21 protein-coding genes and 13 pseudogenes are annotated in these 22,873 nt (G+C 72.3%); 16 read left to right on the forward strand and 18 right to left on the reverse strand.

Features of this window, described 5'->3' with window-relative positions; genetic code table 11:
• Nucleotides 1-23: 23 nt before the first annotated feature.
• A pseudogene (locus G5V59_RS28255) lies at nucleotides 24-317 on the forward strand (folate-binding protein); the annotation flags it as partial.
• 31 nt (nucleotides 318-348) lie between these two features.
• Here the strand turns inward: G5V59_RS28255 and G5V59_RS28260 are convergent.
• Nucleotides 349-582, reverse strand: coding sequence for a hypothetical protein (locus tag G5V59_RS28260; RefSeq protein WP_278258718.1), 234 nt, complete (start codon nucleotides 580-582; stop codon nucleotides 349-351).
• Here G5V59_RS28260 and G5V59_RS28265 point away from each other — a divergent pair.
• On the forward strand, nucleotides 484-909 hold the full coding sequence (locus G5V59_RS28265) for a hypothetical protein (protein ID WP_278260108.1): 426 nt from the start codon (nucleotides 484-486) through the stop codon (nucleotides 907-909). The genes G5V59_RS28260 and G5V59_RS28265 overlap by 99 nt on opposite strands.
• A gap of 140 nt (nucleotides 910-1,049) precedes the next feature.
• Here the strand turns inward: G5V59_RS28265 and G5V59_RS28270 are convergent.
• A pseudogene (locus G5V59_RS28270) lies at nucleotides 1,050-2,295 on the reverse strand (GTP-binding protein).
• A 14-nt stretch (nucleotides 2,296-2,309) separates the two neighbouring features.
• Entirely contained in the window at nucleotides 2,310-3,149 is an 840-nt protein-coding gene (gene cysD, locus G5V59_RS28275; protein ID WP_278258719.1) for a sulfate adenylyltransferase subunit CysD, read from the reverse strand.
• A gap of 233 nt (nucleotides 3,150-3,382) precedes the next feature.
• Here cysD and G5V59_RS28280 point away from each other — a divergent pair, with 233 nt between their 5' ends.
• Together G5V59_RS28280 and G5V59_RS28285 are read left to right on the forward strand one after the other, a co-directional pair.
• Nucleotides 3,383-4,108, forward strand: coding sequence for a hypothetical protein (locus G5V59_RS28280; RefSeq protein WP_278258720.1), 726 nt, complete (start codon nucleotides 3,383-3,385; stop codon nucleotides 4,106-4,108).
• A gap of 75 nt (nucleotides 4,109-4,183) precedes the next feature.
• Nucleotides 4,184-5,353: pseudogene (locus G5V59_RS28285) on the forward strand (nucleotide sugar dehydrogenase).
• A 193-nt stretch (nucleotides 5,354-5,546) separates the two neighbouring features.
• On the opposite strand, the gene G5V59_RS28290 reads toward G5V59_RS28285, so the two are convergent.
• From G5V59_RS28290 to G5V59_RS28305, 4 genes and pseudogenes are all read right to left on the reverse strand, one after another.
• Nucleotides 5,547-6,221: a sulfite exporter TauE/SafE family protein gene (locus G5V59_RS28290; protein WP_341351324.1), complete on the reverse strand. Its 675-nt coding sequence runs from the start codon at nucleotides 6,219-6,221 to the stop codon at nucleotides 5,547-5,549.
• Between the two features lie 101 nt (nucleotides 6,222-6,322).
• Nucleotides 6,323-6,565 (reverse strand): annotated as a pseudogene (locus tag G5V59_RS28295) (TSUP family transporter); the annotation flags it as partial.
• On the reverse strand, nucleotides 6,562-7,746 hold the full coding sequence (gene cysC / locus G5V59_RS28300) for an adenylyl-sulfate kinase (RefSeq protein WP_278258721.1): 1,185 nt from the start codon (nucleotides 7,744-7,746) through the stop codon (nucleotides 6,562-6,564). The pseudogene G5V59_RS28295 and the gene cysC, both read right to left, overlap by 4 nt.
• Nucleotides 7,689-8,429, reverse strand: a complete 741-nt coding sequence (locus G5V59_RS28305) for a hypothetical protein (RefSeq protein WP_278258722.1) — start codon at nucleotides 8,427-8,429, stop codon at nucleotides 7,689-7,691. The genes cysC and G5V59_RS28305 overlap by 58 nt, the downstream gene beginning before the upstream one ends.
• Nucleotides 8,430-8,566: 137 nt before the next feature.
• On the opposite strand from G5V59_RS28305, the pseudogene G5V59_RS28310 reads away from it, so the two are divergent.
• From G5V59_RS28310 to G5V59_RS28325, 4 genes and pseudogenes are all read left to right on the forward strand, one after another.
• A pseudogene (locus G5V59_RS28310) lies at nucleotides 8,567-8,725 on the forward strand (hypothetical protein); the annotation flags it as partial.
• The gene (locus G5V59_RS28315; RefSeq protein WP_278260358.1) at nucleotides 8,682-9,011 is read left to right on the forward strand and encodes a hypothetical protein; all 330 of its coding nucleotides are present in this window, start codon (nucleotides 8,682-8,684) and stop codon (nucleotides 9,009-9,011) included. The pseudogene G5V59_RS28310 and the gene G5V59_RS28315, both read left to right, overlap by 44 nt.
• Nucleotides 9,012-9,015: 4 nt before the next feature.
• Entirely contained in the window at nucleotides 9,016-9,477 is a 462-nt protein-coding gene (locus G5V59_RS28320; protein ID WP_278260359.1) for a hypothetical protein, read from the forward strand.
• Nucleotides 9,474-10,019 carry a DUF2516 family protein gene (locus tag G5V59_RS28325; protein ID WP_278258723.1) on the forward strand — a complete coding sequence of 182 codons (546 nt, stop codon included), beginning with the start codon at nucleotides 9,474-9,476 and terminating at the stop codon, nucleotides 10,017-10,019. Before G5V59_RS28320 ends, G5V59_RS28325 begins: the two co-directional genes overlap by 4 nt.
• 72 nt (nucleotides 10,020-10,091) lie before the next feature.
• Here the strand turns inward: G5V59_RS28325 and G5V59_RS28330 are convergent, their stop codons facing one another.
• The 7 genes and pseudogenes from G5V59_RS28330 to rfbB form a co-directional block, all read right to left on the reverse strand.
• On the reverse strand, nucleotides 10,092-10,718 hold the full coding sequence (locus tag G5V59_RS28330) for a hypothetical protein (protein ID WP_278258724.1): 627 nt from the start codon (nucleotides 10,716-10,718) through the stop codon (nucleotides 10,092-10,094).
• Nucleotides 10,715-11,308 carry a type I phosphomannose isomerase catalytic subunit gene (locus tag G5V59_RS28335; RefSeq protein ID WP_278258725.1) on the reverse strand — a complete coding sequence of 198 codons (594 nt, stop codon included), beginning with the start codon at nucleotides 11,306-11,308 and terminating at the stop codon, nucleotides 10,715-10,717. The genes G5V59_RS28330 and G5V59_RS28335 overlap by 4 nt, the downstream gene beginning before the upstream one ends.
• A 47-nt stretch (nucleotides 11,309-11,355) precedes the next feature.
• Nucleotides 11,356-11,583, reverse strand: coding sequence for a sugar nucleotide-binding protein (locus G5V59_RS28340; protein ID WP_278258726.1), 228 nt, complete (start codon nucleotides 11,581-11,583; stop codon nucleotides 11,356-11,358).
• 91 nt (nucleotides 11,584-11,674) lie between these two features.
• Nucleotides 11,675-12,070: pseudogene (locus tag G5V59_RS28345) on the reverse strand (sugar nucleotide-binding protein); the annotation flags it as partial.
• A 169-nt stretch (nucleotides 12,071-12,239) separates the two neighbouring features.
• Nucleotides 12,240-12,458 (reverse strand): annotated as a pseudogene (locus G5V59_RS28350) (dTDP-4-dehydrorhamnose 3,5-epimerase family protein); the annotation flags it as partial.
• Between the two features lie 109 nt (nucleotides 12,459-12,567).
• A pseudogene (locus tag G5V59_RS28355) lies at nucleotides 12,568-12,765 on the reverse strand (hypothetical protein); the annotation flags it as partial.
• Nucleotides 12,711-13,712, reverse strand: a pseudogene (gene rfbB, locus G5V59_RS28360) (dTDP-glucose 4,6-dehydratase). The pseudogenes rfbB and G5V59_RS28355, both read right to left, overlap by 55 nt.
• A gap of 64 nt (nucleotides 13,713-13,776) precedes the next feature.
• Between rfbB and rfbA the strand changes: the two are divergent.
• The 8 genes and pseudogenes from rfbA to G5V59_RS28400 all read left to right on the forward strand — a co-directional run bounded on the left by rfbA (nucleotide 13,777) and on the right by G5V59_RS28400 (nucleotide 20,462).
• Nucleotides 13,777-14,656: pseudogene (gene rfbA, locus G5V59_RS28365) on the forward strand (glucose-1-phosphate thymidylyltransferase RfbA).
• A 92-nt stretch (nucleotides 14,657-14,748) separates the two neighbouring features.
• Nucleotides 14,749-15,126: pseudogene (locus G5V59_RS28370) on the forward strand (NAD-dependent epimerase/dehydratase family protein); the annotation flags it as partial.
• A complete protein-coding gene (locus G5V59_RS28375; RefSeq protein ID WP_278258728.1) occupies nucleotides 15,123-15,464 on the forward strand; it encodes a hypothetical protein in 342 nt (113 codons plus the stop codon). The pseudogene G5V59_RS28370 and the gene G5V59_RS28375, both read left to right, overlap by 4 nt.
• Nucleotides 15,461-16,435, forward strand: a complete 975-nt coding sequence (locus tag G5V59_RS28380; RefSeq protein WP_278258729.1) for a hypothetical protein — start codon at nucleotides 15,461-15,463, stop codon at nucleotides 16,433-16,435. The genes G5V59_RS28375 and G5V59_RS28380 overlap by 4 nt, the downstream gene beginning before the upstream one ends.
• Nucleotides 16,436-16,809: 374 nt before the next feature.
• Nucleotides 16,810-17,991 (forward strand): annotated as a pseudogene (locus tag G5V59_RS28385) (dihydropteroate synthase); the annotation flags it as partial.
• Nucleotides 17,992-18,091: 100 nt separating this feature from the next.
• On the forward strand, nucleotides 18,092-18,556 hold the full coding sequence (locus tag G5V59_RS28390; RefSeq protein ID WP_278260110.1) for a dihydropteroate synthase: 465 nt from the start codon (nucleotides 18,092-18,094) through the stop codon (nucleotides 18,554-18,556).
• A gap of 635 nt (nucleotides 18,557-19,191) precedes the next feature.
• Nucleotides 19,192-19,629, forward strand: a pseudogene (locus G5V59_RS28395) (rhomboid family intramembrane serine protease); the annotation flags it as partial.
• A 146-nt stretch (nucleotides 19,630-19,775) separates the two neighbouring features.
• Nucleotides 19,776-20,462, forward strand: a complete 687-nt coding sequence (locus tag G5V59_RS28400) for an enoyl-CoA hydratase-related protein (RefSeq protein WP_278258730.1) — start codon at nucleotides 19,776-19,778, stop codon at nucleotides 20,460-20,462.
• Nucleotides 20,463-20,491: 29 nt separating this feature from the next.
• Here the strand turns inward: G5V59_RS28400 and G5V59_RS28405 are convergent, their stop codons facing one another.
• The 4 genes from G5V59_RS28405 to G5V59_RS28420 all read right to left on the reverse strand — a co-directional run bounded on the left by G5V59_RS28405 (nucleotide 20,492) and on the right by G5V59_RS28420 (nucleotide 22,827).
• The gene (locus G5V59_RS28405; RefSeq protein WP_278258731.1) at nucleotides 20,492-21,373 is read right to left on the reverse strand and encodes an AMP-binding protein; all 882 of its coding nucleotides are present in this window, start codon (nucleotides 21,371-21,373) and stop codon (nucleotides 20,492-20,494) included.
• 30 nt (nucleotides 21,374-21,403) lie between these two features.
• Nucleotides 21,404-21,748, reverse strand: a complete 345-nt coding sequence (locus G5V59_RS28410) for a hypothetical protein (protein ID WP_278258732.1) — start codon at nucleotides 21,746-21,748, stop codon at nucleotides 21,404-21,406.
• Between the two features lie 63 nt (nucleotides 21,749-21,811).
• Nucleotides 21,812-22,165 (reverse strand): LLM class flavin-dependent oxidoreductase, encoded by a 354-nt coding sequence (locus tag G5V59_RS28415; RefSeq protein ID WP_278260112.1) that lies wholly within the window; start codon nucleotides 22,163-22,165, stop codon nucleotides 21,812-21,814.
• On the reverse strand, nucleotides 22,162-22,827 hold the full coding sequence (locus G5V59_RS28420) for a hypothetical protein (protein ID WP_278258733.1): 666 nt from the start codon (nucleotides 22,825-22,827) through the stop codon (nucleotides 22,162-22,164). The genes G5V59_RS28415 and G5V59_RS28420 overlap by 4 nt, the downstream gene beginning before the upstream one ends.
• Nucleotides 22,828-22,873: the final 46 nt, after the last annotated feature.

Below are 22,873 nucleotides of genomic sequence, written 5' to 3' on the forward strand. Positions count from 1 at the left end.
CCGGCGACGGCATCGACGCCGGCGTGGCGGCCCACTACGGCAGCCTCTTCGGCGAGCAGAAGGCGCTGGAGGCCGGCGAGGGCTTCGTCGACCTCTCCCACCGCGACGTGCTCCGCGTGGCCGGCCCGGACCGGCTGACCTGGCTGCACTCGCTGACCACGCAGTACTTCGAGGGCCTGGCCCCGGGGCAGTGGGTCTCCGCCCTCGTGCTGTCCCCGCAGGGCCACGTCGAGCACGCCTTCACCGGCGTCGACGACGGCGAGGCGTTCACCGCGCACACCGAGCCCGGCCGGGCGGCGGCGCTGATCGCCTTCCTCGAGCGGATGAGGTTCATGATGCGCGTCGAGGTCACCGACGAGACCTCGGCCCTCGCGGTGGCCTGGCGCCCGGGCCGCTACGACCTGGTGCCCCGCGACCAGCCTGCCGGCGTACGCCGAGGCGGCCGGCCCCGCCGCCGGGCTGTGGGCCTTCGAGGCGCTGCGGATCGCCCGTGGCGAGCCGCGCTTCGGCGTCGACACCGACGAGCGCACCATCCCCAACGAGGTCGGCTGGATCGCCGAGCAGCCGTGGGGCGCGGTGCACCTCGACAAGGGCTGCTACCGCGGCCAGGAGACCGTCGCGCGGGTGCACAACCTCGGCAAGCCCCCGCGCCGGCTCACCCTGCTCCACCTGGACGGCTCGGAGAACCGGCTGCCCGCCCTCGGCTCGGTGGTGGTGCCCGCCGCCGGTGGCCGCGACGCCGGCTTCGTCGGCTCCTCGGCCCGCCACCACGAGCTCGGCCCGATCGCGCTGGCCCTGCTCAAGCGCAACACCGACCTGGCCGCGCCGCTGGTCGTCGACGGGCTGCCCGCCGCGCAGGAGGTCGTCGTCGACCCCGAGATCGGGCTGCACTTCCGCCCGCAGCGCTGAGGGCTGCAGGAATCCCCGGTTACCGGGGGATTCCTACGGTTCCTGGCCGTTGCAACGGTCAAGAACCGCAGGAGAACGTCAAGAGGTACGACGAACGGGCGCCCTCCGCGTGCGGAGGACGCCCGTCGGGGCCGTCGGGATCAGCCGTTGATCATGCCGGCGCCGACGGTCACGCCGGTCGCCTCGTCGATCAGGATGAACGAGCCGGTGGTGCGGTTCTTGGAGTAGGGGTCGGCGAGCAGCGGGACCGTGGTGCGCAGGGTGACCCGGCCGATCTCGTTGACGCCGGGCTCCTTGGTCTCCTGGTCGCGGTGCAGGGTGTTGACGTCCGGGCGGTACTGGATGTCCTTCACCAGCGCCCGGCCGGTCCGGGTGGTGTGCTTGATGGCCGACTTCTGCCGCGGCTGCAGCGGGGCGTTGGTCATCCAGCAGATCATCGCGTCGATGTCCTGGCTCGGCGTCGGGGCGTTCTTGACCCGGGCGATCATGTCGCCGCGGGAGACGTCCACGTCGTCCTCGAGGCGCACTGTCACGCTCATCGGCGGGAAGGCCTCGGTGATCTCCTTGTCGAACAGGTCGATCTTGGAGATCCGCGACGTCATCCCCGAGGGGAGGACGACGACCTCGTCGCCCGGCTTGAGGACGCCGCCCGCCACCTGGCCGGCGTAGCCGCGGTAGTCGTGGAACTCGTCCGACTTGGGCCGGACGACGTACTGGACGGGGAAGCGGGCGTCGATCAGGTCGCGGTCGGAGGCGACGTGGACGTGCTCGAGGTGGTGCATGAGGGTGGGACCGGAGTACCACTTCATGTTCTCCGAGCGGGTCACCACGTTGTCGCCCTGGAGCGCCGAGATCGGGATGACCTCGAGGTCGGGGATGTTGAGCTTCGTCGCGAAGGACGTGAACTCGGCGTGGATCTTGTCGTACGTCGCCTGGTCGAAGTCGACGAGGTCCATCTTGTTCACGGCCAGCACCAGGTGCGGGACGCGGAGCAGGGAGAGGATCACCGCGTGCCGGCGGGACTGCTCGGTGAGGCCCTGGCGGGCGTCGACGAGAACCAGGCCGAGGTCGGCGGTGGAGGCGCCGGTGACCATGTTCCGGGTGTACTGCACGTGCCCGGGGGTGTCGGCGATGATGAACTTGCGGTTGGGCGTCGCGAAGTAGCGGTAGGCCACGTCGATGGTGATGCCCTGCTCGCGCTCGGAGCGGAGCCCGTCGGTGAGCAGCGCGAGGTCGGTGTAGTCGTAGCCCTTGGACTGCGAGGTCGCCTCGACGGCCTCGAGCCTGGTCCTCGAAGATCGACTTCGAGTCGAGCAGCAGGCGCCCGATGAGGGTGGACTTGCCGTCGTCGACGGAGCCGGCGGTGGCAAAGCGGAGCAGGTCCATGTTCGTCCCGGCCATCAGAAGTAGCCCTCCTTCTTGCGGTCCTCCATGGCAGCCTCGGAGAACCTGTCGTCACCGCGGGTCGCGCCGCGCTCGGTCTTGCGGGCGACCGAGACCTCGTCGATGATCTCCGCGATCGTCGACGCGGTGCTCTCGACGCAGCCGGTCAGCGTGATGTCGCCGCAGGTGCGGAACCGCACGGTCCGCTCCTCGACGACCTCGCCCTCGCGCAGCGGGTTGAGCGGGGTCTCGCTCATCAGCATGCCGTCGCGCACGAAGACGCGGCGCTGGTGGCTGAAGTAGATCGAGGGGGATCTCGATGCCCTCGCGGCCGATGTAGTCCCAGACGTCCAGACTCGGTCCAGTTCGAGATCGGGAAGATCCGCATGTGCTCGCCCTCGTGCAGGCGGCCGTTGTAGAGGCTCCACAGGCTCGGGGCGCTGGTTCTTCGGGTCCCACTGGCCGAACTCGTCGCGGTGGGAGTAGACGCGCTCCTTGGCGCGGGCCTTCTCCTCGTCGCGCCGGCCGCCACCGAAGGCGGCGGTGAAGCCGTTCTCCTCGATCGCGTTGAGCAGGGTGGGGATCTGCAGGCGGTTGCGGCTGATCTTCGCGGCGTCCGGGATGATCCCGTCGCGGATCGCGTCGTCGATGCTCGCCACGACCAGGTTCACGCCGAGCCGGCTGACCCAGCGGTCGCGGGTCTCCATGACCTCGGGGAAGTCCAGCCCGGTGTCGACCTGGAGGATCGAGAACGGGATCTTCGCCGGGTAGAACGCCTTCTCCGCCAGCCGGAGCATGACGATCGAGTCCTTGCCGCCCGAGAACATCAGCACGGGCTTCTCGAACTCGGCGGCCACCTCCCGGAAGATGTGGATCGACTCGGCTTCCAGGCTGGTCCAGGCTGGCTCAGCCGGTAGTCGCTGTGGGTCTGGGACATGGGCTGCATCGTGCCATGCGCGGCCTTGCACCGAGACATTGCGACGGGCTCGTTAGACAAATCGACGAGTTTTCCACGGGTGGTCCTTAGGCTCGGCTCCGTGGCAGCCGACTTCGTCGCCCGTCTGGGCTCCCGGGGCACCGCCCCGGGGAGGTGCGCAGCACCTGGGACGTCGACCGGTACGTCGCCGCGACCGCCCGCGAGGTCACCGGCGAGGAGCCTGCGCCGGATCGCCCGCCGGGCGCGCTCGGTGCGTCGTACCGACCCGGGACGGCTGGGCGCCGTCCTCGCCGCGCTCGCCGACCCGCTGCTGGGCGAGACTCAACCACGCCCGGCTGGGCGCCGCGACCGGTATCCCGCCCACCACCGTCGGCCCGTACGTCGACGTGCTGGTCGAGACCGGCGTGGTCCGGCTGCTGCCGGGGGCCCGCTCGGTGGCGGCCAAGCGGGCGATCGGCCGGCCGCAGGTGGTCTTCGAGGACGCCGCCCTGGCCCGGCACCTGGCCGGCCACCGACCCGACGACCTGGCGGCCTTCTCCGGCCGTCGCCGGCTCGCGCCGCTGCTGCGCACGATGGTGGCCGGCGAGTCTGCTGCGCCAGCAGGCGACCAGCGTCGTGGAGCACCGGGTGGCCTACCTGCGCGAGCGCAACGGCCTCGCCGTCGGCCTCGTCGTGGAGTCGCCCGACGACACGCTCTACGGCCTGGAGGTGATCACCGCGGCGAGCCTGCGCCCGCACCAGTTCGAGCGGCTGCGCGCGCTCGCCCGCCGCGCCGGGCCGCGCTTCCGCGGCGGGGTGGTGCTCACCACCGCGGGGTCCGGGCACCAGTACGGCCCGCGGCTGTGGGGCCTGCCGATCGCCACCGTCTGGGCGGGCTGACCCGCCGCCCACCCGCCACCTGGGCGTCATGTCGGCGTCCGGAGGCGTTCAGGCGGTCGTCCCAGCCTGAGGAGCATGAAGATCACCGTCGTCGGGGCCGGCTACGTCGGCCTGTCGAACGCCGTGCTCCTGGCGCGCTGGAACGACGTCACCGTGCTCGACGTCAGCGCCGAGCGGGTGGCGGCCGTCAACGCCGGCCGCTCGCCCATCGTGGACGCCGAGTCGGAGGAGCACCGGCCGCGGGCGGCCTCGCGTTGAAGGCCACCCGCGACCGCAAGGAGGCCTACGCCGACGCGAGCCTTCGTCGTCGTCGCCACGCCCACGAACTACGACCCCGAGACGAACCGCTTCGACACCTCCACCGTCGAGAAGGTCACTGCCGAGGCGCTGTCCGCCAACCCGGGCGCCACCGTGGTGATCAAGTCGACCGTGCCGGTGGGCTACACCAACACCCTGCGGGAGGCGCACCCCGGCGCCTCGATCCTCTTCAGCCCGGAGTTCCTGCGCGAGGGCCGGGCGCTGCACGACAACCTGCACCCCTCGCGGATCGTGATCGGCTCCGACACCGAGCCGGGCCGGCTGTTCGCGAAGCCTGCTGACGCAGGCGGCCCTCGACGACGACGTACCGGTGCTGTTCACCGGGTCGACCGAGGCCGAGGCGATCAAGGCTCTTCGCCAACACCTACCTCGCGCTGCGGGTGGCGTACTTCAACGAGCTCGACACCTACGCCGCCACGCACGGCCTGGCGACACGGCAGATCATCGAGGGCGTCGGCCTGGACCCGCGTATCGGGGGGCACTACAACAACCCGTCCTTCGGCTACGGCGGCTACTGCCTGCCGAAGGACACCAAGCGACTCCAGGCGAACTACCAGCGGGTGCCGCAGAACCTGATCAGCGCGATCGTGGAGGCCAACGCCACCCGCAAGGAGTTCATCGCCGACGACATCTTGCGCCGTGAGCCCAAGGTCGTCGGGATCTACCGGCTGACCATGAAGGCCGGCTCGGACAACTTCCGCGAGTCTGCCGTGCAGGGCGTGATGAAGCGGATCAAGGCCCGCGGCGTGAAGGTCGTGGTCTTCGAGCCCGAGCCTGGAGCAGAAGCGCTTCTTCAACTCCAAGGTGATCAAGGACCTCGACGAGTTCAAGGCCAAGGCCGACGTGATCATCGCCAACCGGCGCACCGACGTGCTCGACGACGTGGCCGAGAAGGTCTACACCCGCGACATCTACGGACGGGACTAAAGTCGCGGATCTTCCAGACGAAATGAGGGTGGGGTCGCTGCGGTGACCGGCCTACCGTGGAGGCATGGAAGCACTGCTCGGTCTGGGAGCCCTCTGGGTCGTCGCCGCCTCGGCGCTGACCTTCGGCCTCGCCCGCTCCGCGACCCTGGACGAGCCCTTCCGGCTCGGCCACTGACCGCCTGGTCCAGCCGGCTCAGCCCGACGTCGGCGTACGCCGGCCGCGGCGGTCGCCGTCCGCTCCCAGCGCCTCGATCTCGCTGACCGTCGGTGCGCCGAACATCGGCAGCCCGTGCTGCTTGCGCAGCAGGCCCCACACGAGCGGGACGAGCAGCAGCATCGCCGCGCCGATTGCGGCCACCAGCACCGCCTCGAGGGTCTCGTGGCCCTCGCCGAAGGGGTGCAGACCGGCCTTGAAGAGCAGCGCCGTGCCGGACATCGTCAGCACGATCACGATGCCGCGCCGGATGAAGGACTGCGGCACTCGCGGCGCGATCCGCGAGCCGAGCAGGGTGCCGGGCACCGAGCCGACGACCAGCGGGACCAGCAGGTCCCACTCCAGGCCGTGGATGGCGATGTTGGCCAGCGCGGCGCTGAGCACCAGCGGCACCGCCTGGACCAGGTCCGTGCCCACCAGCCGCACGGCCGACAGGCCGGGGTAGAGCATGAGCAGCGCGATCATGATGACCGAGCCGGAGCCGACGCTGGTGATCCCGACGAGCAGGCCGCCCAGCATGCCGACGAGCAGGGTCGGCAGCGGCCGGATGCGCGGGTCGTCGTCGGGGGCGACGCCGCCGCGCCGTACCCGGCGCAGGTTGATGTAGAGCCGCAGCGCGTAGGTCGACGCCGCGAAGAGCAGGGCGATGCCGATGCAGAGCCTTGAGTGTCTTCTCCAGGTCTGCCGGGTCGTCGGTCAGCGAGCCTGACCAGCCACGGCCCGAGGAAGGCCATCGGGACCGACCCCGCGATCAACCACCCGGCCAGGCGCAGGTTCGGTGAGCCCTCGCGGGCGTGGGTGATCGCCCCGCCGGTCTTGTAGATCGCGGCGGCGGTCAGGTCGGCGGTGACGATCGCCGAGGTGTGCCCGACGCCGAGGAAGATCAGCGCGGGCGTCATCAGCGCGCCGCCCCCCATGCCGGTCAGCCCGACGACGATGCCGACGAGGAAGCCCGCGGCGGCGATGGACAGCGCGGTGAGGGTGAACCACTCGGTCATGCGGAGCCTGTCTCGGGAGGGCTCAACCGCGGCAGGACCGCTCGGAGCAGGGCGTCGATCTGGTCGGCCGAGGCTTCCGCGGCCGAGCGGCCCCGGCGATAGGGGTCGCGCACGTCGTGCGCGTCGACCGCGCCCGCGCGGCGGTGCCCGACGGCGGTCACCAGGGCGGCGCCGGTCAGGTTCGCGTCGACCCGCTCCACGGACTCCGCGAACTGGCCGAGGGTGAAGGCCTTGCGGAAGGCGCCGGGTGCGTCCTCGAGAACGAAGGCGCGGTGCGCGGCCTCGGCCGTCAGCACCAGGTCCGCCTCGTCGATCAGGCTCGCGGGTGAGCCGGCGGCTGGCGAAGCCGGCGACCAGGGCGTCGGGGACGCCGCGGTCGGCGAGCACGCTCGCCATCGTCGGGTCCACCGGGTGCGCGCGGAAGCCGTGCGTGCCGGCGCTGGTGAACTCCACGTCGGTGTGGGTGCCCAGCAGGCTCCCGGGCCCGCAGACTCCATGTACGGCGAGCGGCAGATGTTCGCGGTGCACACGAAGAGCACGCGCAGCGGGCCCGCGTCGGCCGCCCGGGGCCGGGCGGCCTCACGACGCGCGGCCGTGCGTCGCGCAGTGGCGGCCGCAGCGGCGGGCGGCGGGCTGCCGGGGTCGGTGGTCCGCAGGAACATCAGGCCCGACTCGGCCAGGCCCGCGACCACGTCGTCGAGCGCGTCCTCGATGGTGCGTCCGGTGGTGTCGACGCGCACGTCGGCGTCGGCGGGCTCCTCGTAGGGGGAGGAGATGCCGGTGAACTCGGGGATCTCGCCGCGACGGGCCTTGGCGTACAGGCCCTTGCGGTCGCGCCGCTCGCACTCCTCCAGGGGAGTGGCGACGTGGACGAGGAAGAACCGGCCGCCGGCCTGCTCGACCATCGCCCGCACCTGCTGGCGGGTCTCGTCGAAGGGCGCGATCGGGCTGCAGATCGCGACCCCGCCGTGGCGGGCGATCTCGGCCGCGACCCAGCCGATCCGGCGGATGTTGGTCTCCCGGTCGGCCTTGGAGAAGGTGAGCCCCGCCGAGAGGTTGCGGCGCACCACGTCGCCGTCGAGGCTGGTGATGGTCCGCGCGCCCTGCTCCAGGATCCGGTCCATCAGCGCGCGGGCGATGGTGGACTTCCCGCTGCCGGACAGGCCGGTGAAGAAGAGCACCAGGCCCTGGTCGGCGGCGGCCGGGCGCTCCTGGGCCTCGATGCCCGCCAGGCTCGGGCAGGGTGCTCCCGCCGGGTGCCAGGCTCGACGAGGTCGTCCGCCCCGGCGTACCAGGCCAGGACGGACTGGCGCAGGGCCGCGTCTGCTTCGTCGGCCTCCGGGCCGTGGTCGGTGAGCGGGATGGCGACCACCTCGGCGCCGATCATCGCGGCCACCCTCGTGGTCGCGCGCAGCAGCCCGACCGGGCTGACCGCGGGCGTCCCGGCGCCGACGAGGGCCGCGAGCAGGACCGGGCCGAGTCCGCGCAGCCTGCTCGAGCCTGGGTGTCGGTCACCAGGTCGGTGACCGGGACGACGGTGCGTCCGGCGTACCGCTCGCGGGCGACGTCGGGCGGCACGTGCAGGGAGCGGAAGGCGCCGAACTGGGCGTGGGTCAGCGGGGTGACGCTCAGCCCGCGCAGAGTGCGGGCGAGCCGGGCCAGGGGGAGGCCCTCGGGGTCGACGAGCTCGACCTCGTGGCCCTCGTCGAGGTGGTTCTCCAGGTTCTCGGGGAGGTCCAGGGTGATCGGGCTGCCCGGCTCGTTGAACCCGACGATCGGGCCCGCGGCCCCGGAGGTCAGCAGGCTCCAGGTCGTCGAGCTCCCGGGGCGTGGGGCAGTGCTGCGGCACGGAGGGACTCGACACGCAGGTGATCGTACCGAGTCGAGTGAGTTGCTCCGCTTCGAACACTGACAGGCGGAACCACGCACCCGCCGTAAGTCGGCTCATGTGAAGGACTTCACTAGCGGAGTGCTTGCACAGTGCTAACTATTGCTAGCACCATGGAGCCATGGCTAAGGGAAAGGTCGGGAAGACCGTCGGGTCGCTCGGTGACTACCTCAAGGAGCAGCGCACCTCCGCGAGTCTCTCCTTGCGGCAGGCTCGCCGACCAGGCGGGTGTCTCGAACCCCTATCTCAGCCAGATCGAGCGCGGGCTCCGCAAGCCGTCGGCCGAGGTCCTCCAGCAGATCGCCAAGGCGCTGCGGATCTCCGCGGAGCAGGCTCTACATCCGGGCCGGCATCCTCAGCCCGGACGACGGCGTCGGAGGCTCGGTCGAGCTCGCCATCCTCGGCGACACCGGCCTCTCCGAGCGACAGAAGCAGTCGCTCCTCGACGTCTACGCATCGTTCCTCGCGCTCAACGCGGCCGATGCCGCCGCCGAGAGCGACGCCTCGATCCCGAACGAGATTCCCGACAGCGTCCAGCGTGTCACCAACGAAGGGTAAAGAAATGCCGGAGCTCGACCTCCCGGAGGCTCGACCTCCCGAAGTTCGAGATCCCCACGATCGACCTCAAGGCGATCGACCTTCCGGACCTCCCCCGGCCGCCGCCAAGCCGATCTACGCCGGCGTCGGCGCGACCGACCTGGCCGTGGAGAAGGTCCGCGCCTACGTCGCCGACGTGCAGACCAAGGTCACCGCCCGGGTCGCCGAGGTCCAGAAGGACGTCACCACCCGCGTCGCCGACGTGCAGACCAGCGTCAAGGGCTTCTCGCTCCCGCAGCCGAAGTCGCTGCAGGGCAAGGCCACCGAGGCCTTCGCCGACCTGCAGGCCGACGCCAAGGCCCTGCCGGCCAAGGTGCAGACCTCCGTCAAGGGTGCCTACGACGAGAACGTCGCCACCGCCACCGCGCTGTACGCCGACCTCGCCAAGCGCGGCGAGGGCGTGGTCGTGAAGCCTGCGCAGCGGTGAGGCCCCGGCCGCCAAGAAGGCTCCGGCCAAGAAGGCCCCGGCCGCCAAGAAGGCTCCCGCGAAGAAGGCTCCGGCCAAGAAGGCCCCGGCCGCCAAGAAGGCTCCCGCGAAGAAGGCGCCGGCCAAGAAGGCCGCCGCGAACTGAGCGCACCGCTCCGTCGTACCGCGACCCCGAGGCCGTCGGCCCCGGGGTCGCGGTCTTTTTCGCCACCACGCTCTGGCTAGGATCACTGCTCATGGGCGGAGGATGGGTGTTGCCGGCGAGCGACGTCGAGGCGTGGATCAACCTCGGTGTCTCCTTCGCGCTGCTCGTGCTCAAGATCTTCGCGCTCGTCAACGCGCTGCTCTACTCCGCGGAGTCCTACGAGGCCGCCGACAAAGCCTCAACAAGTGCGACCTGGTGCGCGCTGCTCGGCATCGGGGTGCTGCTGCAGGTGGTGCCGTTCCCGATCGGGATCGTGAACCTGGTGCTGACGGTGGCGGCGTTCGTCTACCTGGTCGACGTACGACCGGCGCTGGCGGGGCTGCGCCGCCGCCGCTGAGGAGCCCCGCTGAGGAGCCGGTGACTCCGGCCGGCAGCGCGGCGAGAGGGGCCTCGCCGCAGCTTGCTGCCCTCACACGCCCCGAAGACGTGCTCGGTCGGTGTCACAGCAGGTCGAAGAGGCTGACCGCGGGCGTCGGGGGCGGGGACGAACGCCTGCGCGATCTCGCCGGTGCCGGCGACCCGCAGGCTCGCCGTCGGTGCCGTCGGCGTAGGCCACCTCGCCACGGCCCAGGCGCAGCACCTCGTCGCGCCGGTTGACCAGCGCGACCTCGCCGCCGGTGCAGACCAGCAGCCGGGCGCCGGTCGCGGGCAGCACGACGCCTGCCGGGTCGGCCGGTGAGCTCTGGGTGACCGAGAGCGCGAAGTCGCCGCAGGGGCTGAACACGTCGGTGGAGTAGTTGAAGACCATCGGCTCGACCCGGGCGGCGCGGGAGGTGCCCTCCTCCAGGCAGCGGACCAGGCCCGGGGCGTCGATGTGCTTGGTCGTCAGCCCGGCGCGCAGCACGTTGTCGGAGGAGACCATCACCTCCAGGCACAGCCCGCGCAGGTGCGCGTGGATGATCCCCGTGGCGAGGTACGCCGCCTCGCCGGGCTGCAGCGTGAGCCGGTTCAGCAGCAGGGAGACGATGACGCCCACGTCGCCGGGGCAGGCCTCCGCGAGTCTCGACGGCGGTCTCGAAGGCGCGCTTGACGTCACGGCCCCCGTCGAGCGCCTTCTGGCAGGCCGCGGCGACCTCGCCGACGGTGGCGGGCGTCGGCGGCGACTCCAGCAGGCCCTCGATCAGCCGCACGATCCCGGAGAAGCCCGGGCGGTCGACGAGGCTCGCCATCAGGCTCTCGGCGAGCGGGTGCTCGATGGCGTGCAGGACCCGCATCACCTCCGAGGTACGACGCAGGCCGACCAGGGTGTCGAAGGTGGTCAGCGCGTAGACCATCTCGGGCTTGGGGAAGGGGTCCTTGAAGACCCGGTGCGGGGCGCCGAGCGGGACGCCCGCGGCCTCCTCGTCGGCGAAGCCGGCCGCGGCCCGGGTCGCGTCCGGGTGCACCTGGATGGACAGCGGGTGGTCGGCGGCGAGCAGGCTTGAGCATGAAGCCGAGCTCGCCGGCCACCTCGGTCAGCGGCCGGCCCTGACCGGTGCCGTCGTCGATCCGGGCGGTGCCGAGCGGGTGCGTGCCCACCCAGACCTCGGCGACCGGCCGGCCGTCGGCCTCGGTGCGCTGGAAGGTCGGGATGGCGTGCGTCGAGCCCCAGTCGTAGGACTGGGTGGGGCAGGTCAGCGCAAGCACGACGTCAGCCTAGATGGGCGAGGTAGTCCGTGAGGGCCTGATCGGCATCAGCGCTCTCGAACCCCGTCGCGGCGAGCTTTGTCGAGCGCCAGGGTGCTGTGCAGCGGTCGCGGCGAGAGACGCTTGCCGGCGGCGTACTCCTCGGTCGTGGTGGTGCTCACTCGCGCCGGGTCGTGGCCGGTGAGCTCGAAGACCCGGCGGGCGTAGTCGGCCCACGAGCGGGGCGTCCCGCTGTTGGTGACGTGGTAGGTGCCGTACGGCGCCGCGGTGTCCACCAGGTGCCGGGTGGCCCGGGCGAGTCTCGGCGGTGAAGGTGAGCCGGCCGACCTGGTCGTCCACGACCGCGGGATCGACGCCGTCGGCGGCGAGCCGGGCCATGGTGCGCACGAAGTTGTGCCCCTCGCCGATCACCCAGGAGGTCCGCAGCACGTAGTGCCTCGGCGCGGTGGCGACGGCGAGGTCGCCGGCGGCCTTGGTCTGGCCGTAGACGCCGAGCGGCGCGAAGGGCTCGTCCTCGCGGTGACCACCGGCGACCTCGCGGCCGTCGAAGACGTAGTCGGTGGAGTAGTGGACCAGGGTGATCCCGCGGCGCGCGGCGATGGCGGCCAGGGCCGCGGGCGCGGCGGCGTTGGCGGCCCACGCGGCGGCCCGGCCCTCGGACGTCTCCGCCCTGTCGACGGCGGTGTAGGCCGCGGCGTTGAGGATCAGGTCGTGGTCCTGCCAGGGCCACGCGGCGAGGGCGTCGGGGTCGGTGAGGTCCAGGCTCCGCCAGGTCGACGAGGGTCGCCTCCGGGTAGAGCGCGGCGAGCGCTCTGCCGGTCCGACCGTTCGCGCCGGTGATCAACGGCCTGCGCGCGGGCATCGGTGCGACCTCGGCCAGGCGTGGGTTGGCCCGGTCCTTGTCGGACACGTCGGCCTCGGCGAGCGGGATCGGCCACGGGATCGCGGCGCTCTCGTCGCCCAGGTGCAGCGCCGGGTAGGTCGTGCCGGGCACGTAGTGGTCGTTGACGAGGTAGGAGAAGACCGTCCCGTCCTCGAGCGCCTGGTAGGAGTTGCCGACCCCGCGCGGGACGAAGACCGTGACGCCCTCGTCCAGGCTCCATCCAGTACGTCGCGCCGAAGGCTCTCGCCCGCGCGCAGGTCCACCCAGGCCGCGAACACCTTGCCGGTCGCCACCGAGACCAGACTTTGTCCCACGGCTCGGCGTGGATGCCGCGCGTCGCGCCGCGACGGATGTTGAGGCTCATGTTGTTCTGCACCGGGCCGAAGTCCGGGAGCCCCTGGGCGACCATCCGCTCGCGCTGCCAGTTCTCCTTGAACCAGCCGCGGGCGTCGGCGTGCACGGCGAGCCGGAGGACGACCAGGCCCGGGACGGGCGTGGTCTCGACCGCGGGCTCCACGGTCACTGGCCCTTCGCGGCGTACGCCGCCTCGGTGGCGGCCTTCGCCGGGCGCCACCAGTCGGCGTGGTCCTGGTACCAGCGGACGGTCTGCGCGAGACCGGACTCGAAGTCGGCGTACCGGGGCGTCCATCCGGTTCCGGTGCGCAGCTTTGCCGGAGTCGATCGCGTAGCGCAGGTCGTGGCCCGCGCGGTCGGTGACGTGCTCGAAGTCGTCGGCGTCGCGGCCCATCAGCGACAGGATCAGCCGCACCACGTCGAGGTTCGACTTCTCGCCGTCGGCGCCGACGAGGTAGGTCTCGCCGATCCGCCCGCGCTCCAGGATCGCGAGCACCGCGGAGGAGTGGTCCTCGGTGTGGATCCAGTCACGGACGTTCTCGCCGGAGCCGTAGAGCTTGGGCCGGCGCCCGTCGATCACCTCGGTGATCTGGCGCGGGATGAACTTCTCCACGTGCTGCCAGGGGCCGTAGTTGTTGGAGCAGTTCGAGATCGTCGCCTGCACGCCGAAGGAGCGTACCCAGGCGCGGACCAGGTGGTCCGAGCCCGCCTTGGAGGCGGAGTACGGCGAGGACGGCTGGTAGGGCGTGTCCTCGGTGAACCGCTTCGGGTCGTCCAGACTCCAGGTCTCCGTAGACCTCGTCGGTCGAGACGTGGTGGAAGCGCACGCCCGCCTTGCGGACCGCCTCCAGCAGGGTGAAGGTGCCGATCAGGTTGGTCCGGATGAACGGCGAGGGGTCGTCCAGGGAGTTGTCGTTGTGCGACTCCGCGGCGAAGTGCACGACGGCGTCGTGCTCACCGGCGAGCGGCTCGACCACTGCCGCGTCGGCGACGTCGCCCACGACCAGCCTCACCCGCTCGGCGGGCAGGCCGTCGAGGGACTCTCGCGACGCGGCGTAGGTGAGCCTTGTCGAGCACCGTCACCGAGGCGTCGGTGGACCGGAGCAGGTGGTGGACGAAGTTGGAGCCGATGAAGCCGGCGCCGCCTGTGACGAGGATGCGCTGCACGGGGAGGAGTCTATGGAGCACAATGGCGCGGCCGTCCCCGATATCGACAAGGAGCGGGATCACGATGCGCGGGATCATCCTCGCGGGAGGCACCGGAAGCCGGTTGCACCCCATCACGCACGCGATCAGCAAGCAGCCTGATGCCGATCTACGACAAGCCGATGATCTACTACCCGCTCTCGACCCTGATGCTGTCCGGGATCCGGGAGGTGCTGGTCATCACCACGCCGCACGAGGCCGACCAGTTCCGGCGTCTGCTGGGTGACGGCTCCCAGTTCGGCATCGCGATCAGCCTACGCCGTGCAGCCCTCCCCGGACGGCCTGGCCCAGGCCTTCCTCATCGGCGAGGAGCACCTCGCCGGCGGTGGCGCCGGCCTGGTGCTCGGCGACAACATCTTCCACGGCCCGGGGACCGGCACCCACCTGAGCCGCTTCGAGGGCCTCGACGGCGCGGCGGTGTTCGGCTACCGCGTGGCCGACCCGACGGCGTACGGCGTGGTGGAGTTCGACGAGGACGGCCGAGCCCTGTCCTTGGAGGAGAAGCCGGAGAAGCCGCGCAGCCACTTCGCCGTGCCGGGCCTCTACTTCTACGGTCCCGACGTCGTGGACAAGGCCAAGGTCCTGCAGCCCTCCGCGCGCGGGGAGCCTGGAGATCACCGACCTGAACCGGATGTACCTCGAGGAGCACCGGCTCCAGGTCGAGGTGCTGCCGCGGGGCTCGGCCTGGCTCGACACCGGCACCTTCGAGGACCTCAACGACGCCGGCAACTACGTCCGCGCGCTGGAGGCGCGCCAGGGCACCAAGGTCGGTGCGCCCGAGGAGGTCGCCTGGCGACTGGGGTACATCACCGACGAGCAAGCTCGCCGAGCGCGCCGACGGCCTGCTCAAGAGCGGCTACGGCGGTTACCTGCTGGCCCTGCTCGACGAGAAGCACGGGGGCTGAGGGGCGGCCCGCTAGGGTCCAGAGCCATGAAGGTCCTCGTCACCGGCGGCGCCGGCTACCTCGGCTCGATCACCGCCAAGGCCCTGGAGGAGGCCGGGCACGTCCCGGTCGTCCTCGACTCGCTGCTCACCGGCCCGCGTGCCTACGTCGGCGACCGGATCTTCTACGAGGGCGACGTCGCCGACCGTGCGCTGCTGCGCCGGATCGTCGCCGAGCACCCCGACCTGGACGCCACCATCCACATGGCCGCACGGATCATCGTGCCGGAGTCGGTGGAGCAGCCCTACGAGTACTACCGCGACAACGTCGCGAAGTCGCTGGAGATGTTCGACGAGCCTGACCGCACTGGGCAAGGCCCGGATCATCTTCTCCTCCACCGCCTCGCTCTACGCGCTCAAGCCGGACTTCGAGGTCACCGAGGAGGACCCGGTCGCGCCGAGTCTCGCCCTATGCGCGGACCAAGCGGATGATGGAGGAGGTGCTGGAGGACCTGTCGAAGGCCACCGCGCTGCGCGCGATCATCCTGCGCTACTTCAACCCGATCGGCGCGGACCCCGACCTGGAGACCGGCTACCACCTGCGGGACGCGACGCACGTCGTACCGCTGATGGCGCAGACGGCTCTCGGCTTCCGCGACAGACTTCACGATCACCGGCACCGACCACCCGACCCGCGACGGCACGGGCATCCGCGACTACATCCACGCCTGGGACCTGGCCAAGGCCCACGTGCGCGCGGTCGAGGAGTTCGACGGCGTGCTGGCGAAGGTCGACGCGACGTACACCTACATCAACCTCGGCTCCGGTGAGGGCGTCACCGTGCGGGAGCCTGCTGGCCGCCGTCGAGCGGGTCGTCGGCAAGCCGGTCCCGGTCACCGAGGCGCCGGCGCGCCCGGGCGACGCCGCGGGTGCCTTCGCCAACGCCGACAAGGCGCGCGAGCCTGCTGGGCTGGCAGACCGAGCTCTCCCTGGACGAGGCGATCGCGTCCGCGCTGGCCTGGGGCGAGAAGCGCAAGGACGTCCTGGGCTACGCATGACCGTACGCCGGGCCGCGCCCCTGCTGCTGGCCGCGGCCCTCGCGGCCGGCTGCTCGGCGGGCGGACCCGACTCCGCGCCGCCCCGCGCGTCGGCGACCCCGACGGTGGTGCCCTCGCCCACGGCTGCCGCGGGCCGGCCGCTCGCCGGCAAGGTGGTCGTGCTCGACCCGGGCCACCAGGCTCGGCAACCGCCACCACGCGGCGGAGATCGGCGCGCCCGTGGACGCGGGCGGCTTCGAGAAGGAGTGCAACACCACCGGCACGGCGACCACGGACGGCTTCCCCGAGTCCACCTTCACCTGGCGGGTGGCGCAGGACGCGCGGCGCCTGCTGGAGGGGCTCGGCGCCCGGGTGGTCCTGACCCGGGGCTCGGACTCGGACCAGAGGTGGGGTCCGTGCGTCGACGAGCGTGGCCGGGTCGGCAACCCCGGCCGTCCCGGCCCGACGGCGGACCTGCGGATCAGCATCCACGCCGACGGGGTGACCGCAGGCGGTGCGAACGGCTTCCACGTGATCCGGCCCGCGCGGCTCGCCGGGTGGACCGAGGACATCGTGCGGCCCTCGCGCCGGCTGGCGAGCGCCGTGCGCGACGCCCTGGTGGACGCGCGGTTCCGGCCCTCGTCGTACCGGGGGGTGCGGGGGATCGACGTCCGCGGCGACCTCGGGACCCTGAACCTGTCCGGCGTACCGGCGGTGATGGTGGAGACTCGGCAACATGCGCGACCCCGCGGAGGCCGCGGTGATGGAGAGCGCCGCCGGGCAGCGCCGCTACGCGCGGGCGCTGGTCGCCGGGGCGCGGGCCTTCCTCAGCGCACCAGGTCCGCAGGATCGATGATCGCCACCGGTGGCAGGTGACGACCGCTGTCGTCCTCGAGTACGCCGCCGGCGACGGGGCCGGCGGGAGTGCCGCTCGATGTGCGGACAGCCGCGCGGGCCGTGCTTGAGCAGGCAACGGACCTTGCGTCGCCACCGTCGAAATGCCATGTCGTGAACTCCAGGGGGAGGGAGCGCCCACCGAACTTCCCGAGAGGATTTCGACCGTAGCACCGCGCACGTCGTTTGTGACCGGATCGACGGCAAACTCGAAGCCGTACGACGTGCCGGTAGGTTGGCGGGCATGGGGATCCGAGCCGCCTCCTGGGACGACTGGGACCTCGAGGGGCTGCTGGTGGCCAAGGGGAGGCTGGGCCAGCGGGTCAGCCTCGTCGTACCGGCCCGCAACGAGGCGGCCACCGTGGGCGCCGTCGTCTCCCGCGTCCGCACCGCGCTGATGGAGACGGTGGACCTGGTCGACGAGATCGTGGTGATCGACAGCGACTCGGTCGACGACACCTACGCCGTCGCGGAGTCCGCCGGTGCGCGGGTGCACCGTGCGGCGGAGATCCGCCCGGACCTCGGCAGCCACCCGGGCAAGGGCGAGGCGATGTGGAAGTCGCTCTTCGTCACCTCGGGCGACCTGGTCGTCTTCATGGACGCCGACCTGCACGACTGGGACACCCACTTCGTGCCCGGCCTGCTCGGTCCGCTGCTGACCTCGCCCGACGTGCAGGCTCGTCAAGGGCTTCTACGACCGCCCCGGCGTGGACGGCCCGCTGGAGGGCGGCCGGGTCACCGAGCTCGTCGCGCGCCCCCTCATCGCGCTGCTCTTCCCCGGACTCGGCAGCCTGGTGCAGCCGCTCGCGGGGGAGTGGGCGGTGCGCCGCTCGTGGTTCGCCGGCCTCTCCGTCCCGACCGGGTACGCCGTCGAGCCTGGCCGCGCTCGTCGACACCCTCCGTGCCGCCGGACCGGCCGCGATCGCGCAGGTGGGTCTCGGCGTCCGCGCGCACCGGCACCAGGCGCTGCGCGACCTCGGTGGGATGGCGACCCAGATCATCGCGGCCGCACTGGCCCGCTCCGGCGTGGAGGGGGCCGGTGGCGAAGCGGTGCTGCGGCAGTACCTGCGTGGCCTGGAGCCTGTCGAGCAGGTCGTCCCCACCCTCGAACGACCCCCGCGGAGGCCCACCTGTGAGACTCGGACGCCAGCACTTCGGTGACGACGAGGCGCTGATGATGGCGATCGTCAACCGCACCCCCGACTCCTTCTTCGACAAGGGCGCCACCTGGGCCGAGGACGCGGCGTTCGCCCGCGTGGGCGAGGTGGTCGAGCAGGGTGCCGAGATCGTGGACATCGGCGGGATCAAGGCCGCGCCCGGCGTGGAGATCTCACCCGCCGAGGAGAAGGCGCGGGTGGTCGACTTCGTGGCGCGGGTGCGTGCGTCGTACCCGGGCCTGGTGATCTCGGTCGACACCTGGCGTGCCGAGGTCGGCGACGCGGTCTGCGCGGCCGGCGCGGACGTGCTCAACGACGCGTGGGGCGGTGCGGACCCGGAGTCTGGTCGACGTCGCCGCGGCCCACGACGTGGCGATCATCTGCACCCATACCGGCGGGGTGACCCCGCGGACCCGCCCCTACCGGATCGAGTACGACGACGTGGTCGCCGCCGCCATCGCCGACACCACGGCCTACGCGCAGCGGGCCCTGGACGCTGGCGTCGCGCGGGAGTCGATCGTCATCGACCCGGCCCACGACTTCGGCAAGAACACCTTCCACTCCCTGGAGGTGACCCGCCGGATCGGCGAGATGGTCGCCACCGGCTGGCCGGTGCTGGTGTCGCTGTCCAACAAGGACTTCGTCGGCGAGACGCTCGGTCTCGACGTGGGCGAGCGGCTGGTCGGCACCCTCGCCGCGACCTCGGTCTGCGCGCTCGCCGGGGCCCGCATCTACCGCGTGCACCAGGTGGTGGAGACCCGGCAGACCGTCGACATGGTGTGGTCGATCGCCGGGCGCCGCCCGCCGCTGCGCGCGATCCGGGGCATCCAGTGACCGGCCCCGTGGTCCTGGTGCCGGGCGTGCCGGCCCTGCTCCCGTCGTACGCCTCGCTGGAGGACCCGGTCGCCGCCCTGCGCGTCGCGGCTCTCGACGCCGTGCGCCGGCTCGGGCCGCGGGTGCGGGTCCGTGCCTCCGGACCCTCCGGAGCGCGGGTCGCGGCCGCGCTGGTCGCCGCGACCGGCGGCACCGTCGTCGACGACGGCGAGACCGGTGTGCTGGTCGTCGGCAACGGATCGGCCACCCGCACGGAGAAGGCGCCCGGTCACCTCGACGAACGAGCCGCGGCCTTCGACGACGCACTGCGCACCTCCTTCGCCGGGATCGACGCGGACCTCGCAGCCGCGCTCTGGGCCGACACCGCCTGCCTGGGCGAGCCTGCCGCCGCTCGGCGAGGCAGAGGTGCTCTACGACGACGCGCCCTTCGGCGTGCAGTACTGGGTCGCCGTCTGGCGGACGCCGTGACCACCCGGACCTCCCGGGGTCCGCGGCCGCCGTGGCAGGTCGCCGGCGTGGTGGCGGTGGCGTTCGTCGTGCTGCTGTGGGGGATCGAGGTGCTCGACGTGGCCGCGTCGCACCGGCTCGACGGCTGGGGGATCCGGCCGCGCGACGGTGAGGGCCTGCTCGGCATCCTCGCCGCGCCGCTGCTGCACGGCGGCTGGGAGCACCTCGGCGCGAACACCGTCCCGGCGCTGGTGCTGGGGTTTCTCACCCTCGCCACCGGCCTGGCCCGCGGGCTCGCCGCGACGGCCGTGATCTGGCTGGCCGGCGGGCTCGCGGTCTGGCTGGTCGCGGGCAGCGGCTCGGTGCACATCGGCGCGTCCGGGCTGATCTTCGGCTGGATCACCTACCTCGCCGTGCAGGGCTTCGTGGACCGCAAGCCCGCCGAGATCCTGATCGGCGTGGTCGTGCTGGTCGTCTACGGCAGCGTGCTGTGGGGCGTGCTGCCCGGGACGCCGGGCGTCTCCTGGCAGGGCCACCTCTTCGGTGCGCTCGCCGGCGTTCTCGCCGCCGTCGTCGTGAGCGAGCGCGGTCTCGCGGGCCGCTACCCTCACCGTCGTGACCGCTGACCTGCTGATCGATCGCGACCGCCTCGGACCCGGTGTCCTCGAGGTGACCTTCAACCGGCCCGAGCGCCGCAACGCCTTCACCAAGGCGATGTACGGCGAGCCTGCGTGCCCTGTGGGAGGCGACGGCCGCCGACCGGTCGGTCGGCGTGGTCGTGCTGCGTGGCGCGGGTGGCAAGGCGTTCGCGGCGGGCAACGAGATCAGCGACTTCCTCGAGGCCGACGCCGTCGAGTACGAGAACTGGATCCGGGAGATGTTCGACCGGCTCTGGGCGCTGCCCCAGGTCACGATCGCCGCCATCGACGGCGTCTGCGTCGGCGGCGGCCTCGCCGTCGCCACCCACTGCGACCTGCGCGTCGCGACCGCCGGCTCCCGCTTCGGCTACCCGATCGCGCGCACCCTCGGCAACGCGCTCTCCGGCTCGGTGCTCTACCGCTGCCAGGCGATCTTCGGGGAGTCGCTCACCCGGGAGATGCTGCTGGCCTCGCGGCTGGTCACCTCCGAGCGGGCCTACGGCGTGGGCGCGCTCGCGGCCGTCGTACCGGACGCGGAGGGGCTGGACGCCGAGGTCGCCGACCTCGCCGCCGGGATCGCCCAGGCCTCCCGGGTGACCATCGAGACCACCAAGCACCAGCTTGCTCACCCGCGCCCAGCCCGCCGAGGCCTCTCCGCCGGAGGAGGAGGCGCTGCTGCGCGAGGTCTACGGCGGCCCGGACTTCGCGGAGGGCGTCCGGGCGTTCCTCGCCAAGGAGAAGCCGGCCTTCGGGCGCTGATCAGCGTGCGGCGCCGCGCAGCATCTTGTTGCCGGTGGTGCTCATCGTGTCGAGGAACTTGATGCTCCGGGGCCGGGCGGCCGGCGGCAGGTCAGCGCACGCCTCGCGCACCTGGCGGGCGACCTCCGACTCGTCGTACCCGGGCTCCAGCACGATCTCGACGGCGAGCACGTGGCCAACCATCGGGTTGGGACGGCCGTAGGCGCGCACCAGGGAGACGCCGCGGACCTTGCTGACCCGGTCCTCGACGGGGATCGGGTGCACCTTGACGCCGCCGACGTTGACGACGTCGGTCTTGCGGCCGCGGAACTCGATCCGGTCGCCGACCACCTCGACCAGGTCGCCGGTGGCGCGCCAGGCACCGTCGGGGACGGCCTCCTCGCCGTGGTAGCCGAGCATCGAGGCCTTGGACAGCACCCACAGGCTCGCCGTCGGTGATCTTGAACTGCACGTCCCCACCGGACTCCAGCATCGAGACGGGCAGCCCGGGCCGGCCGTCGCGGACGGTGACGTTCTGGCCGAACTCGGTGGCGCCGTAGATCTGCGACAGGTGGGCGTCCGGGAAGCGCTCGCGCAGCCGCTCCAGGAGCGCGCCGGGCACGGCCTCGCCGCCGAGGGTGACCTGCCGCAGGCCCGGGACGGGGCCGCCGTCGGCGCTCATCTCGGCCACCAGGAAGCGCCAGAAGGTCGGGGTGCCGCTGGCGTGGGTGACTCCGGACGCGCGCATCGCGCCGAGCGCGTCGCGCGGCTGGAAGGACTCGGCGGCGACGAGTCGGGCCTGCGCGGCGAGCACGTGGATGAGGATCTGCAGGCCGCCGAACTGGTTGAGGCCGTAGGCCAGCAGCCACCGGTGGTCGGGGGCCGGCTTGATCTTGCGGACCGCCCGCAGCAGCCGGTCCCACTCGTGCCGCACGCCGCGCGGGAAGCCGCTCGTGCCGGTCGTCATCGCCATGACCGGCCGGCTCTCCGGCATCGGCGGGAGTCTCGCCCGGCGCGACCGAGGTCAGGCTCGTCGAGGGTGACGACGGGGGAGGCCAGGGTGGTCCGGTCGGTGACGACGACCTCGTGCTCGAAGCGCTCCACCATCTCCTCGACCGCCTGGTCGGTGGCCGCGAGCGGGTAGACACATGCCTCGACGCCGATCCGCGAGCAGGCGGCGAGCACGGCCAGCACGTCGGCCGGCTCCGCGAGCAGGACCGCGACGCGGCGGCTCCCGCGCTCGACGAGGGCGGTCGCGATGGCGGCGACGTCGCGGCTCAGGCTCGGCGTACGTCGTCCGGCGGGCGGGGCTGGTGACGACCACGGCGTCCGGGCGGGCGCGGGTCGCGGCGTCCAGCAGTTCGTACATGGGGAGGACTCCTGAGCAGAAGGAAGCGTTGTGCTCACAACCCCCCAGCGTGATAGCCGCACCCTAGCGTTGGTCGTGGTGTGCCGTCCTCAGGTCGGCGACAAGAGCCGCGACCTGCTCGGCGGGCGGGTCGTAGCCCGGGAAGTAGCAGCAGACCCGGTCCGCGACGCCCGGTGCGTCGCCGAAGCGCCGGACGATCTCCGCGGCGCACTCCTCGGGGGTCCCGGTGACCGCGAGGGTGGCGAGCATGGTGTCGTCCACGAGGGCCATCATGGCCGCGATCTCGCCGGTCTTGGACAGCCGGTTGGTCTCGGGCTGGAGGTCGGCCCAGCCCTCCACCTCCAGCACCGGCCGGTACGCCGGCGTGGAGCCGTAGAACGCCAGGAGCCCCCGCACGCCGGCCCGCGCGGCACTCAGGCTCCGCCTCGGTGCGACCCATCGCGACGATCGCCTGCGGGAAGACCGCGAAGTCCTCGACGCGGCGACCGGCCCGGGACAGGCCCTCGGCGACCGCCGGCAGGGTGCGCTCGTGGAAGTGGCGGTGGCTGTGGAAGGGCATGACCAGCAGCCCGTCGGCGACCTCGGCGGCGGTGCGCGTCATCAGCGGGCCCAGCGCGCCGAGCAGGACCGGGGGCGGGCCGAACGGGTTCGGGCCGGGGACGAAGGTCGGCGGCATCAGGGTGTGGGTGCTGTGCTCGCCGCGGAAGTCCAGCCGGGTGCCGTCCTGCCAGGAGCCCAGGATGGCGCGCACGGCGCTGACGATCTCGCGCATGCGGGCGGCAGGCGGGGACCAGGTGGTGCCGTACCTCTTCTCGATGTGGGGGCGGATCTGGGAGCCCAGCCCGAGCCGGAACCTGCCGCCCGTCATGAGCCTGGAGGTCCCATGCGGTGTGCGCCAGGTGCATCGGCGAGCGGGGCATCGCGATGGCGACGTTGGTCATCAGGTCGGCGTCGACCTGGCCGGCGACGGCGGCCAGCGGCAGGAAGACGTCGTGCGGGCCCTCGAAGGTGAACAGCCCGGCGGCACCGGCCTCGGTCAGGCTCCCGGGCACGGACCAGCGCGCGGTCGGGGCGGGCATCGAGCCTGCAGGTCGACGAGCACGCGCCCATCAAAGCGGATCGACG

Source organism: Nocardioides convexus (assembly GCF_011090295.1).